Source organism: Bradyrhizobium sp. STM 3566, from assembly GCF_045571445.1.
Lineage (GTDB): Bacteria > Pseudomonadota > Alphaproteobacteria > Rhizobiales > Xanthobacteraceae > Bradyrhizobium > Bradyrhizobium vignae.
Genome location: NZ_CP120692.1, coordinates 5,354,708 through 5,367,303, shown reverse-complemented (window position 1 = coordinate 5,367,303; position 12,596 = coordinate 5,354,708). Strand labels below are relative to the sequence as shown.

Genomic DNA, 12,596 nt, shown 5'->3' with positions numbered 1-12,596 from the left:
ATCCGACGCGCCAGGAACGATATCAGGCCGCAAGCAATGCGTTCGCTATCAGGGCGGGGTCAATGCAGGACGCGGTCTTTCGTCTCTGGTTTGACGAGCGGCATAAGGAATTTGAGCGGAACCAAAGTACATAAATCGAACTAAATGCTTTCGCGCGGTCAGCGGAGTGTCGACCTTGCCCGCGATTTGGCGCAGTCGCCTGTCCGTTGCAAGGCGCGGTCCAACTTTCACGACCGGCAACACGCTTATGCGGAGATGTCAATCTGAACTATTGCCGATTTCATGTGGAATGCGATCGCTGCCTTGTCGTACGTTATACAGGATCGTATCGAGCTAATTACCGCGAGTGCTGCGGGTTGCCATCTCTGTTCATGACGCGTCAGCGGACGGGGCATGCCAAATTAGACCGTCGCGATTTTGTCTTTCGGGCTAATTGCGGACGATCGGAGGCCGGAAACAGGGCGGGCAAGCTCGGCAGATTGCGAGCGCGAAGATTGAGAGCGCGGAACTGTTCGCCCTCGCGAATCAGGCGCTGGTTCTAAGGCATGACCTCAACGGCAGCTCGGGTGATGCAGCGCAGCTGAGTGGATGCGGATTAAATGCGCGCTGCACAGCGGCACCAACTCGGTTGAAATAAAAAATAGATTTTTGGACGCATTTTGAGATTCTATCCTAATTTTGCTCGATGGCGCCGTGAAGTTTGAGAAAACGCTCCACATTGGAGGGCTTATCTTGCAGGTTGGGAAAGCCGACCATGCAACAGAAAACAATGCCGCCGCGATCAACGTCGTCACACAGGATTGATCTCGTTCGGCGCATCGACCTCACCACCTTGCGGCTGTTCATCGCCATCTGCGAAGAGGGTAATCTGACGCGCGCCTCGCAACGGGAGGCGATTGCCGCATCCGCAGTTAGCAAGCGCATGCATGATCTCGAGGAGGCGCTCGAGGTTGCCCTGTTCGAGCGGCACCCGACCGGGATGGCTCTGACGCCTGCGGGAGAATCGCTGCTGCATCATGCGCGCGTCACCCTGCTCAACGTCGAGAAGATCGCGGTCGACATGGCCGAGCACGCCCGAGGCGTGCGCGGACACGTGCGGATGCTGGCCAATCTGTCCTCGATCGTCGAATTCCTTCCCGACGATCTGCCGGGATTCTTTCGGTCGCACGAGATGGTGCGCCTCGATTTGCAGGAGCGGGCAAGCGCCGAGGTGGTTCGCGGTGTCGAGGAGGGCGTAGCCGAGATCGGCATCTGCTCAGCGGATGTGTCGACCCGCGGGCTGGAACGCTTCTCATACCGCAGGGATCGCCTCGTCATCGTGGTGCGGTCCGATCACCCGTTGACGAGGTCCGGCAAGGTCACCTTTGCCGATACGCTGGACTACGATCATGTCGGCCTGTTCGCGACCAGCTCGATCTATCTGCGCTCGCAATACACCGCGCAGCAGATCGGCAAATCGATCAGACTGCGTGTTCATGTCCCCGGCTTCGATGCGGTTTGCCGCATGGTGCAGGCAGGCATGGGCATCGGTCTCATTCCGGATCGTGCGTTCGAGGTGCTGAGCCACGGCATGGGTCTGGCGGCGGTTCCGTTGCGCGACGACTGGGCCGACCGCGAACTGGTGCTGGTTGCGAGAGATCCTGCGGGCTTGTCGGCAACGAGCCATCTGATGCTCGCGCATCTGCGCTCTCCATCGGTCAGCGCCCACTAATTTTGCGGCGTTCGTCATCCGCGAACGCTCCTTCATCAACGACTATTGGACTCAACACCTCCTGGTCGGCGACATCTCGACGAAACAGATCGTCGAGGAGCGCCTGCCATGGATGGACCGCTGTCCGGAATTCGAGTCGTCGAACTCGGAACTTTGATTGCCGCGCCGTTTGCCGCGCGGCTGCTCGCCGAGTTCGGCGCCGAGGTGGTCAAGATCGAGCAGCCCGGCACCGGTGATCCGCTGCGCAGCTGGCGAAAGCTGCATCAGGGCACCTCGCTTTGGTGGTACCTGCAATCGCGCAACAAGAAGTCGATCGCGATCGATCTGAAGTCGCCAGAAGGCCGCGAAGTGGCGCTTCGCCTTGCGGCTCAGGCAGATGTCGTGATTGAGAACTTCAAGCCGGGCAACCTCGAGAAGCTTGGCCTCGGCTGGGATGTGCTGTCCAGGCTCAATCCCGACCTGACGCTGGTGCGGATCTCCGGTTACGGCCAGACCGGCCCTTACCGCGACAGGTCCGGCTTCGGCGCGATCGGCGAGGCCATGGGGGGCCTCCGCTTCACCACGGGCGATCCGGAACGTCCGCCGGCTCGTGTCGGCATCAGCATCGGCGACAGCCTTGCTTCGCTCCACGGCGTGATCGGCGCTCTGATGTCGCTGCTGCGGGTCAAGACCGGACAGGGGCGTGGCCAGGTGGTCGACGTCTCGCTCTACGAGAGCGTGTTCAATCTGATGGAGAGTCTCGTCCCCGAATATGACCTCATGGGGCATGTCAGGACCCGCACCGGTGGCGCTCTCCCGGGTATCAGCCCCTCCAACACCTATCCGAGTTCGGACGGTCAGCACGTCGTCATCGCCGGCAATAGCGATGCGATTTTCCGGCGCCTGATGCAGGTCGTCGGCCGGCCGGATCTCGCCGACGATCCATCGCTCGCCAGCAATGACGGGCGCGTTCGCCGCAACGCCATCCTGGACGCCGCCATCACCGCGTGGACGACGACGCGGATGATGGAGGAGATTCTGGCGGTCTTGGACGGCGCCGACGTTCCCGCAGGACGGATCTACTCGGTCGCAGACATCGTCAGCGATCCCCATTATGCGGCTCGCGAGATGATCCTGCCGACCGAGCTGCCGGGTGATGTCACCGTAAAGATGCCGGGGATTACGCCAAAGTTCTCCGACACGCCAGGCGCCGTCAGATGGTCAGGCCCCACCCTCGGTCAGCATACGGACGAGGTTCTGTCGGGTCTCGGTCTCGAGGAGGCTGACATCGCGCGGCTGCGCCGCACTGGAGCGGTGCAATGACCGCCGCACTACCCGCCATCGTCATTCAGGAGGTTGCGCCGCGCGACGGATTGCAGATCGAGCCGAAATGGGTCGGGACGCCCGACAAGATCAAGCTGATCGATTCCCTGTCCGCGATCGGCTTCGCCCGCATCGAGGTGTCGTCCTTCGTCTCGCCAGCGGCCGTTCCGTCGCTGCGCGACGCTGCCGAGGTTTTCGCCGGCATCACGCGGCGGCCGGGTACGGTCTACACCGCATTGATCCCGAACCGGCGCGGCGCCGAGCTGGCGCTGGCGGCACGCGCCGACGAGCTCAACTTCGTGATGTCGGCGAGCGAGACCCATAACCGCGCGAACATGAACATGACGCATGCGCGCTCGCTGGCGTCGCTCGCCGAAATCTCAGGGCCCGCACACGAAGCTGGCGCTCTGCTCAACGCCACCGTCGCGACGGCGTTCGGTTGCCCGTTCGAGGGGGCGCAGCCGATCAACAAGGTGCTGGACATCGTCAGCCGCTATCTCGCTCTCGGCGCCGACGGCATCACGCTCGCCGATACGACCGGCATGGCCAATCCGAACCAGGTCTCTCAACTAGTGGCCAGGACCTTGCTGCTGGTGCCCGCGGACAAGCTGACGCTTCACTTCCACAACACCCGCGGCCTGGGGCTAGTCAATGTGCTCGCCGCTCATGATGCTGGAGCGCGACGCTTCGATGCGGCGCTCGGCGGCTTGGGCGGATGCCCATTTGCACCCGGGGCTACCGGCAATGTCTGTACCGAAGATCTTGTCAATCTCTGCCAGGAGATGGGCCTCGCGACCGGCCTCGATCTGCGAGGCCTGATTGACGTGTCATGCCGTTTGACCGGACTGGTCGGGCATGACGTGCCCGGTCAGGTCGCCAAGGCCGGCCCCGCCTCGGACCTGCATCCGCTTCCGGAGCGATTGCGGCACTCGGGCTGAACATCCAACAACTCAGAATCTCAAATAACATAAGGAGGAAACCATGACCATGACAGCGGCGGCCATCGGGCATGTGGACACCGGGATCTCCGAACATCGGGTCATCAGGAAGATTGCCTGGCGGCTGATGCCGCTGATCATAGTCTGCTACTTCTTCGCGTTCTTCGACCGCGTCAACATCAGCTTCGCCAAAGCCGCGCTCCAAGCCGATCTCGGGCTCAGCAACACGGCTTATGGGTTGGGCGCAAGCCTGTTCGTCGTCGGCTACGTCCTGCTGGAAGTGCCGAGCAACATGCTGCTGTATCGCTTCGGCGCGCGGCGCTGGATCGCCCGCATCATGATCTCCTGGGGCATCGCCACCGCGGCCATGGTGTTCGTGCGCAGCGAATGGCAGTTCTACTCACTGCGGTTTGTGATCGGCGCCATGGAAGCAGGATTTGCACCCGGCATTCTCTACTATCTGACACTTTGGTTTCCGAAGTCGCACCGTGGGCGCATGACGTCGGTATTCTTCCTCGCGACCGCCTTCTCAGGGATCATCGGTGCGCCGATCTCCGGCCTCATTCTCAACTATCTCAACGGACTGCATGGTCTCGCCGGCTGGCAATGGCTGTTCGTGGCTGGCGGTCTGCCGTGCGTTGCGCTCGGCCTGGTCGTCCTGTTCCGCTTCGATGACGGCATCGAGCAGGCGAAGTGGCTGAGCGACGACGAACGTCGTATCATCTCGGTGCAGCTCGACCGGCAGAAGAGCGAGGTCGACGAGCGCTCGGCGTGGCGCTCGCTGCTGATGCCGGGCGTGCTGCTGCTGGGCTTCATCTACTTCCTGATCCAGGTCGCATCCTACGGGCTGAATTTCTGGGCGCCGGATCTGATCAAGGCCGCGGGCGTTGGCAGCGCGGCGGCGATCGGTTTCCTGACGGCCGCTCCCTATGTGTGCGGTGCCATCAGCATGTTGGTGGTCGGGCGGATGTCCGATGCCTCGGGCGAACGTCCGAAGTTCGTGGCCGCCTTGATCCTGGCCGCAGGATTCGGCTTCTTCGCCAGCGGAGCCTTCGACAAGAATGTCGTGACGCTGGTGGGGGCGCTTGCCGTCCTCGGCGCCGGCGTGGTTGCAGCGATCCCAACGTTTTGGACCCTGCCGCCAAAGATCCTGACGGGAGCGGGCGCAGCGAGCGGCATCGCACTGATCAACACGCTCGGCCAAGTCGGCGGAATCGTGAGCCCGGTGATGGTCGGCTCGGTCAAGGACTGGACCGGCAGCACCACACCTGCGCTTTACGCGATCGGTAGCGTCTGCGTGCTCTGCGCGATCCTGCTGCTGACCTCGCTGCCGCGCGGGTTGAGGGCGAACGATCTGCCCGAAGCGGACGCGGGCGCACTCGGCCCGTTGAAGGCCGAGAACGTGTCACGGACGCCGACGATCCGACCATCCTAGTCGAACTTGACCATCCCGAGCCCGATGATCTCGTCCTTGGCGTGATCGAGGCTGGTCGTCTCGGTGTCCAGAAGGATGCCGGTCCTGCAATCCTGCCCGACGGTCCGCTGGGATGCGGACCGCGGCACCGGGCGACGCAGCACCCTGTAGTCCGCCGACCGGCTCAAAGGCCTCCGCCATCGTTGGGAGCATTGTGCTGGAGCCACTTGTCGGCGGCCTGCTTGGAGGCGAAGAGCCTGGCCCAGGAAGTGTCGCCGATCGCTCTGGAATTCTCATCGGCGAGATAGATCCAAACGGAAGTTTGCCGCTGCCCGCCTTCGATCTCGTATTCCCACGCAACGCCCTCGGGATCGTGCTTGTCGAACCATCTATCGGCCGCCTCTGCGGACGCAAACACCTTTACCCATTCCTGGTCGCCGACGTTCCGCTGTTTTCCACTCTCGTAGTCGTTGAGATAAACCCACGCCGTCCTTCGGGTCCGACTCAGCTCAGCCCGATGTTCAACTGCGGCATTGACCTTCTGCCGATCGGCGCGATCCTCTCGCGGGAGCGATCGAAGGGTGGCGTGGATTTCGGACGGAAGCCCGGGTCTTTCGCCGGGCGGTTTCTTGGCCCATTCGATCCAACGGTCGAACGCGTCCGTCATGGGGGCCTCCTTTGCTTTACCCGAAACGGGCTATCCATCGTGAACGCGTCCGGCCTGATGCCCTTCTCCAGGCTCGCCCAGCTCACGGGTGCGGCGATCGGAAATCCTTCCCGCGCCCGCGGCGAATAGGTGCCGACGGCCGTCGTGCCGCGTCCGTTGCGCAGATAGTCGAGGAAGATCCGCCGAGCGCGCCTTGCCTGCGCTGAGAGGATGTAGCGATCGGGATTGCGCGCGGCGAACTCGGAGCACAGTCCGCGCGTGATCCGGTGCGCCCGATCGTGCAGCATCGGCTCATCGAGCGGCGCCATCAGATGAACGCCCTTGCCACCGGTCAGCTTCGGCCAGGGGTCGAGCCCTTCTCGCTTCAACAGGGCACGAAGCTCGAGCGCGGTGTCGGCGACCTCCTGCCACTCCACGCCTTCGCCCGGATCGAGGTCGATCACGATGCGGTCGGCATGCTCGAAGTCCTCGACCGTCGAATTCCAGGGGTGCAGCTCGACGGTTCCGATCCGCACGAGGCCGAGAAGGCCATCAAGACTGTCGACCCAGAGGCGCGTCCCTTGCCCGCCATCGCGCTTCTGGATGCGGAGCTGGTGCACGGCTTCCGGGACGTCCTTCGGAAGCGGCCCCTTGTGGTAGAAGGTGGTGCCGTGCACGTGCCGCACCAGCTTGAGGGGCCGGTGGCCGAGGTGCGGCAGCGCCTTGTTCCATACCCGCCTCCAATAGTTCGCAAGTTCTTCCTTGGAAGGGACGACCGCGTCGGGAAGAAGCTGGAGGATGTTTTCCTTGGGCACCCCGAGCTTCGGCCATCCGGCGGAGGATGGCGCCGACCGCGGCGCCTTCACCGTCCGCACTGCTAGGTCGCCCCGAAGACCTTTGAACACCGCTTCCCGCAGCAGGCCGTCGTCCGTCAGCGCACCATACTCCACCTCAGCTTCGACGGCCGGTTCGACCCATGTCGCCTTCGGCTTCCTGATCCGGACGTCGAGCGGGGAGGTTCGTCGGATCAGCGGATCCAGCCGCTCGCGCAACTCGCGCGCGGTCGTCTCAGTGTATCCGGTCCGAACTTTGCCGGCATACACGAGCTTGCCGTCCTTGTGGCGGCCCACATACAGCGAGGCGATCTTGCGCGGATGGGCTCCCAGCTTTTCCACGAAGGCGACGATCGGAAAGGTCTCGCTCTTCTTGCACTTCAGCTTGATCCAGGTCTCCTGCCGGCCCGAGCGGTATGGGCGGCCGAGCCGTTTGGCGACCAGCCCTTCCAGTCCGAGCTGACAGGCCTTCGCGAAGATCTCATCGCCGTCCGCCTCGAGAGCCTCGACATAGACGAAGGTTTCCGGTGCGTTCGCGAGGAGCTGCTGCAGCAGACGCTTGCGATCCTCATAGGCCGCGCCACGTAGGTCGTAGCCGTCGAGGTACAGGAGATCGAAGGCGTGGTAGCGCACACGCTCGCTCTGCTTGCGGCCGAGCTCGCGCCGGAGCCGCTGGAAGTCGGGCAGCCCGCCGCTGCCGTACACGACGGCCTCGCCGTCGATGATCGCGCTCTTCGCGTTCACCTTATGAGCCGAGGCTGCAATCGAGGAGAACTGCTCCGTCCAGTCGAGTCCCGTCCGCGAATAGACTGTGATATCGCCATCATGGAGATGCAGCTGTGCGCGATATCCGTCCGCTTTGATTTCGTAGACCCAACCCTCCCCAGGGGGCGGTTTCTCGCGCAGCGTGGGGTCGCACGGCTCGATGTAACCTGGAATAGCGGTTTTGCGGGCGGCGGTGACGCGCGATACTTCCGAACGAGACTGACGCAACGCCACGGCACACATGCGGATTCAACCTGGCAGGCCTGAATCGTTCCCTCACGCCAGTCGCTGGTGAGCCTGCTTCCGCCTCGTTCTTGGGCCGGCGCGCTCGCTAAGTTTTTGCGATGCATCTTAATTTTCCTGAATCCGGGAACGCGCGGCGCCGGTTATCCTCATTCTCCAACGACTGAGGGGCTCTCTCCGATGTTCGACGCCCAGACCACCGCGCTGCTGCGCGCGGTCCTCGACGATGTCTGTCAAACCGTGTCGCGTTACGAAACCGGCACCCGCACGCACGTAGCCGCGAAGATCCTCGAAGCGGCCAGGCAGGGCGAGGCGACGGCGGACAGCTTGATGCAGGTCGGCCGGAAGGCGCTCAGCGACGCGCCGAAGATGTGGCGGTGATGAGCCATGATCGGCGCTCGTCACTGGTCATGGGCGAGCGCCCTTCCGCCGGAGGCCATCAGGAGAAGTCCGACTGCGATCAGTATCAGAGCCAGCCTGAATTCACCTCCGAGAACGATCCGACGTCGTCGCATCGCTGGCAACGCAAGTGCGTGCCGTCGGCTCCTATTCGGCGGAGGAAAGTTGGCTCATGGGGGCGGAGTCTCCGTCCCTCGCCTCTGCAAGTCGTGCACTTGCCGGCATAGATCTTGCGGCCCGGCGCCGGCTGGCGTACCGGCGGCGGAGCCGGTGCCGTTGCAAGCCTCGCACCTGATCTCGCCGACCTGGCCGGTGCTCATGCTTCGCCCGAGCCGGAGAACAGCACGTTCGGCGGCGTTGCGCGCGGCGGCGGCGTGCGTCCGTAGCTTGATCCGCTGCTCTTGAGTTCGTACCGCTTGGCCAAATCGAGCAGCCGCCGCTTGGTGAATGGATCCGCTTTCTCCGCCAGATCGCGCGCCCGCTGCGCGAAGCCCCTGTAGAACTCTTCCACGACGCCACCCCCGCAACAATCACTGAAAACTGCATTTCATTATTCGGCGGCGGTGAGGTCAAGGACTTCGGCAGTCGCGTACAACTTTCCGCGACGCTGTTGCGCCCGCGGGTCGGATGGAACTACGCTGTAGCCGGCAGGGAAAATCCGATGACTGTGCTCTTTCCGAACCGGAAGCTGTGCCCGACGTGCGGCAAACCGATGACGGCTGTCGCGGACGGTAAGCGGGGCTGCAGCGGTATGTTTGCGTGACTTGCGATGGCGACCCGATGCGTTCGCCGACGGTTCGTGGCTGGATCGAAGGCCCCCTGAAGCCGCCGAACGAGTCCTAGTCCGGACCAGTCCGGTCGCACTTTGGGCATCGCCCATCGGCGGTGAGCGAGAGCTGGCGGCCGATTTCCTCCCTGAGTACCTCTGGCTCGCAGCTCGTCCCGTCGCTTTTGACGATGCGCTTGGCGCGCTCGAGCGCGTGGCTCTCGGCTGCATCGTCGCCGACGCGGATGGTGACATCGTCGTGGAGGGGCAGACCGTGGTGGCGCGCGTGGTGTGGAGCGCGTAGTGCACGAGCGCAGCCAGGTCATCCGACGGTATGTTCGGCGACATCTCGGCTCTCCTCTAGCGCTCCTTCCTCGGCGCCCTGACGGAAATCAGCCCCGGCGTCCAAAGGATCGCCGGGGCCAATTGTCCGCTTTTCTAGCCAGGGGCTGTGACCCTCCAACCCGCGGTCCCGGCCTTCGTTCCATCGAACTGCCGGCGAGCCGCTCTCCGGAGCCGGCCCGTCCTCGCGGTCGGTGCCCTGATGCGAAGCGGGGTCCGGAGCGCCTAGGAGTCCGGGCTCCGCTCGTCACGGCGCCAGCGCGCTTCGCGCCAGCGTGCACAAATCCTAGGGGAGAGACGGCTAGGCGCCTTGAGCCATCTCAAAACCCAGTCCCGCTTCCTTAGGGGAGGACCTTAGGTAGTCGACCGCAATTTCGCAGGCTCGCGAGCGGGCGCATGCTCGCTTCATGGAGCGCCAGGTTTTGTTCAAGTGTCCGCGCACCGGCATGAACGTGCAGCAGCGGCTGGAAGACGATCGGCCGGAGGCGCCGCCGCAAAACACCTACATGCCCGTGCGGTGTCCCGCCTGCATGGCGCTTCACTTCGTCAACAGCACGACCGGCAAGCTCCTCGGAGGTTTAAGCAGCAGTCAGCCCGGTCGAGATCGGCGCTCCGCCTGATCCATCAAGCGACTTGTGCAGACGTCGATGCTGAGGGAAATACCATCGCATGACTTCTCGCAGCTTGTCGGAATCTCCCCGCGCCCAGTTGCGCATGATCTCGCAACCGAAGGAGATCGCCGTGATCGGCCTTGCCCCGGCCTGGATCATTCGGTCGAACGCGCGTTCGTGCGCGGCCGGCGAGATGCCGCCCACCGCGTCGGCGACCGGATAGACCTCGTAGCCTTCGGCCAGCATGTCGAGCGTCGGAAAGGCGAGGCAGACCTCGGTCCAGAGCGCTCCGATGACCACCTTGCGTCGCCCGGTGTCCTGGACCGCCTTGCGGAAGTCATCGTCTTCCCATGCATTGACGCCCGTGCGGTCGATTTCTTCCACTCCCGGCAGAGCCGCGCGGATCTCCGGAATCGTGCCTTCGTTCACGCCCATATCGACCGCCACCGTCGAGAGCACCACAGGGATGCCGTAGGCCTGAGCGAGTTTGCACAGCGCAACCGCATTGAGGGTGATCTCCTCACGGGAGGATGAAGTCACGCTGGAATACTGCTCAGGCTGGTAGTCGATCAGGACCAGAACGCAGTTTTGCGGGGTCAGAAGATGATCGGCCTTCGGATCGCGGACAGGTTCGGGCTGGGTCTTTGCCACGTTGTTCCTCTTTCGAATGGAAGTGAAGGATCCGCCAAATCTATATCAGGAAGATCTGCTGATGCGCGAGCTTCCACGGTCGACGAGCCGGACGTCGGCCAGATCATGAAGGAGCACGACGTCAGACGTAGGCCCTCACAGCGCGCTGAGGTCGTCGGGCACCTCGCCGCACTTCCGGATCAGCTTGGCGTGCCTGAAGTCGCCGCTAGAGGGGTCTCCGGTCCGACTGAACGCGATTGCGCCGGCGTGACCGGGCTTCCGGGACAGCGCCTCCGCCCGCATGACTGCGGCGTTGGCGCTGAGGCACTCCGTCGCCTCGCTGGCGGCCAGGCCCTCGTCGGAGAAAACGAACGGTAGAGCGACATAGTAGGTCACATCAGCCATTTGCCTCGTCTTTGCGTTCTCGGGCTCCTGGGAGCCGTCCCCGCGAGTAGCCGGTCGACACCTTCGTCCGGAGCTCGTCGAGCTGGGCCTCGAGGAAGTCGTTGGCGACGATCAGGGCCTTCACGGCTTTGTGCGCATCGCCGCCGCAGGCCGTGATCGCCTGGTCGGCGGCGAGCTCCACGTCCCCCTCGACGCGCGTTGTGGCTTCTGGCGCAGCGGGCATGCGCTATGTTCCCTTTTTGTTCACGTGGAGTCAAGCGGCCTCGCTTGGGTTTTAATGCCGGACCAGCTTGCCGTTGGAGTAGACTGCGCGGATGGACCCGCTGATGGCGCACCGGCACCTTGCGGAAGCGGAGCGTCACGTCGCGCTTGCGGAGGACCATGTCGCCCGGCAGCTCGCAATCGTGGAAGAATTGGAACGGGCCGGACATCCGGCTGGGCTGGCCAATGACGTGCTCGGCACGTTCCGGATGCTGCTGGCCTCGCACATCGGACACCGCGATCTGATCCGCCGGGAAATCGATGCCTAGAAGGCCGTCGCGAGATGTCGGAACCTAGGCGTCCCGTTCGTCTTGAATCGAGGCCCAACGGAGTTCTGCGTACATGGCACCCCGCGCCAACTGGAAAGGCTTCCTCCGTCTCTCGCTGGTCACCTGTCCCGTGGCGCTCTACCCGGCCACCTCCGAATCCGAGAAGATCTCGTTCAACCAGCTCAACCGGCAGATCGGCCATCGCATCATGTACCTGAAGGTCGACGCCGATACGGGCGACGAGGTGCCGAACGAGGACATCGTCAAGGGCTACCAACTCGAGAAGGACCAGTTCATCGAGGTCTCGAAGGAGGAGCTCGAGAAGATCGCGCTTGAGTCGACGCGCACCATCGAGATCGACGAGTTCGTGGACAAGGCGGACATCGACCCGCGCTATTTGATCCGCCCGTACTACATCAGGCCGGACGGCAAGGTCGGGCACGACGCCTTCGCGGTGATCCGCGAGACCATCCGCGAAATGAACAAGGTCGCGATCGGTCGGGTGGTGCTGACCAACCGCGAGCACATCATCGGGCTCGAGCCGCTGAACAAGGGGCTCGTCGGCACGCTGCTGCGCTACCCTTACGAGGTGCGCAGCGAGCAGGAGTGTTTCGACGACATCCAAGACGTGAAAGTCACGAAGGACATGCTGGATCTCGCAAGCACATCATGAATCAAAAGGCGGGGCGCTTCGATCCCGATAAGTTCGAAGACCACTACGAGACTGCGCTGATCGACCTCATCAACCAGAAGCGCGCCGGCAAGCCGATCACACCCAAATCCAAGCCCGCTGCGACGAACGTCGTCGACCTGATGGAAGCGCTGCGCCGGTCTGTCGGTCAGGAGACCGCGCCGGCGAAGGCGACCAAGCCGGCCAAGAAGCCGAAGAAGGCGTCCGCCGGAGGCCGCAGCGGAAGTCCGCATAGCCCAAAATATTCGCAAAGCGTACGCCACGACCAATGATCGGCTGATCAATTTGAAGGCTGCCATGTTGGTCGGGCGCTGCCCTTGTGGCGTCGCGAACCTTTTTCTGCATAATGGCGTCTCTCTTGCATAGTTCA

The 12,596-nt window shown here is 63.4% G+C and carries 14 protein-coding genes and 1 pseudogene; 8 read left to right on the top strand and 7 right to left on the bottom strand.

All coding sequences use genetic code 11. The features are described from left to right. Window positions 1-754 precede the first annotated feature (754 nt). The 4 genes from P6U27_RS25835 (at window position 755) to P6U27_RS25820 (ending at window position 5,386) form a co-directional block, all read left to right on the top strand. Window positions 755-1,711 (top strand): LysR family transcriptional regulator, encoded by a 957-nt coding sequence (locus tag P6U27_RS25835; RefSeq protein WP_244607708.1) that lies wholly within the window; start codon window positions 755-757, stop codon window positions 1,709-1,711. Window positions 1,712-1,819: 108 nt separating this feature from the next. Next, complete coding sequence (locus P6U27_RS25830) at window positions 1,820-3,013, top strand: CaiB/BaiF CoA-transferase family protein (RefSeq protein WP_122404521.1); 1,194 nt, start codon at window positions 1,820-1,822, stop codon at window positions 3,011-3,013. Continuing rightward, entirely contained in the window at window positions 3,010-3,951 is a 942-nt protein-coding gene (locus tag P6U27_RS25825) for a hydroxymethylglutaryl-CoA lyase (protein WP_122404520.1), read from the top strand. Before P6U27_RS25830 ends, P6U27_RS25825 begins: the two co-directional genes overlap by 4 nt. A gap of 49 nt (window positions 3,952-4,000) precedes the next feature. Further along, a complete protein-coding gene (locus tag P6U27_RS25820; RefSeq protein ID WP_129145538.1) occupies window positions 4,001-5,386 on the top strand; it encodes an MFS transporter in 1,386 nt (461 codons plus the stop codon). On the opposite strand, the gene P6U27_RS25815 is transcribed toward P6U27_RS25820, so the two are convergent. From P6U27_RS25815 to ligD, 3 genes are read right to left on the bottom strand one after another with little or no spacing between them, the layout of a single operon-like run. Continuing rightward, the gene (locus P6U27_RS25815; protein ID WP_209295794.1) at window positions 5,383-5,529 is read right to left on the bottom strand and encodes a hypothetical protein; all 147 of its coding nucleotides are present in this window, start codon (window positions 5,527-5,529) and stop codon (window positions 5,383-5,385) included. The two genes, P6U27_RS25820 and P6U27_RS25815, sit on opposite strands and share 4 nt — an antisense overlap. A 20-nt stretch (window positions 5,530-5,549) precedes the next feature. Beyond that, a complete protein-coding gene (locus P6U27_RS25810) occupies window positions 5,550-6,032 on the bottom strand; it encodes a hypothetical protein (protein ID WP_209295795.1) in 483 nt (160 codons plus the stop codon). After that, complete coding sequence (gene ligD / locus P6U27_RS25805) at window positions 6,029-7,852, bottom strand: DNA ligase D (protein WP_129145523.1); 1,824 nt, start codon at window positions 7,850-7,852, stop codon at window positions 6,029-6,031. The genes P6U27_RS25810 and ligD overlap by 4 nt, the downstream gene beginning before the upstream one ends. A gap of 180 nt (window positions 7,853-8,032) precedes the next feature. Here ligD and P6U27_RS25800 point away from each other — a divergent pair, with 180 nt between their 5' ends. Next, the gene (locus tag P6U27_RS25800; protein WP_122404517.1) at window positions 8,033-8,233 is read left to right on the top strand and encodes a hypothetical protein; all 201 of its coding nucleotides are present in this window, start codon (window positions 8,033-8,035) and stop codon (window positions 8,231-8,233) included. A 334-nt stretch (window positions 8,234-8,567) separates the two neighbouring features. On the opposite strand, the gene P6U27_RS25795 is transcribed toward P6U27_RS25800, so the two are convergent. Next, window positions 8,568-8,762: a hypothetical protein gene (locus P6U27_RS25795; RefSeq protein WP_122404516.1), complete on the bottom strand. Its 195-nt coding sequence runs from the start codon at window positions 8,760-8,762 to the stop codon at window positions 8,568-8,570. 244 nt (window positions 8,763-9,006) lie between these two features. On the opposite strand from P6U27_RS25795, the gene P6U27_RS25790 reads away from it, so the two are divergent. Then, a complete protein-coding gene (locus tag P6U27_RS25790) occupies window positions 9,007-9,321 on the top strand; it encodes a hypothetical protein (RefSeq protein WP_407192797.1) in 315 nt (104 codons plus the stop codon). Window positions 9,322-9,937: 616 nt separating this feature from the next. Here the strand turns inward: P6U27_RS25790 and P6U27_RS25785 are convergent. From P6U27_RS25785 to P6U27_RS25775, 3 genes are all read right to left on the bottom strand, one after another. Continuing rightward, a complete protein-coding gene (locus P6U27_RS25785) occupies window positions 9,938-10,621 on the bottom strand; it encodes a hydrolase (RefSeq protein WP_122404514.1) in 684 nt (227 codons plus the stop codon). A gap of 135 nt (window positions 10,622-10,756) precedes the next feature. After that, entirely contained in the window at window positions 10,757-11,005 is a 249-nt protein-coding gene (locus tag P6U27_RS25780) for a hypothetical protein (protein ID WP_129145525.1), read from the bottom strand. After that, a complete protein-coding gene (locus P6U27_RS25775) occupies window positions 10,998-11,228 on the bottom strand; it encodes a hypothetical protein (RefSeq protein WP_122404512.1) in 231 nt (76 codons plus the stop codon). The genes P6U27_RS25780 and P6U27_RS25775 overlap by 8 nt, the downstream gene beginning before the upstream one ends. A gap of 103 nt (window positions 11,229-11,331) precedes the next feature. On the opposite strand from P6U27_RS25775, the gene P6U27_RS25770 reads away from it, so the two are divergent. Both P6U27_RS25770 and P6U27_RS25765 read left to right on the top strand, forming a co-directional pair. Beyond that, window positions 11,332-11,535, top strand: coding sequence for a hypothetical protein (locus P6U27_RS25770; RefSeq protein WP_145987027.1), 204 nt, complete (start codon window positions 11,332-11,334; stop codon window positions 11,533-11,535). 73 nt (window positions 11,536-11,608) lie between these two features. Further along, window positions 11,609-12,498, top strand: a pseudogene (locus tag P6U27_RS25765) (Ku protein). Window positions 12,499-12,596 lie beyond the last annotated feature (98 nt).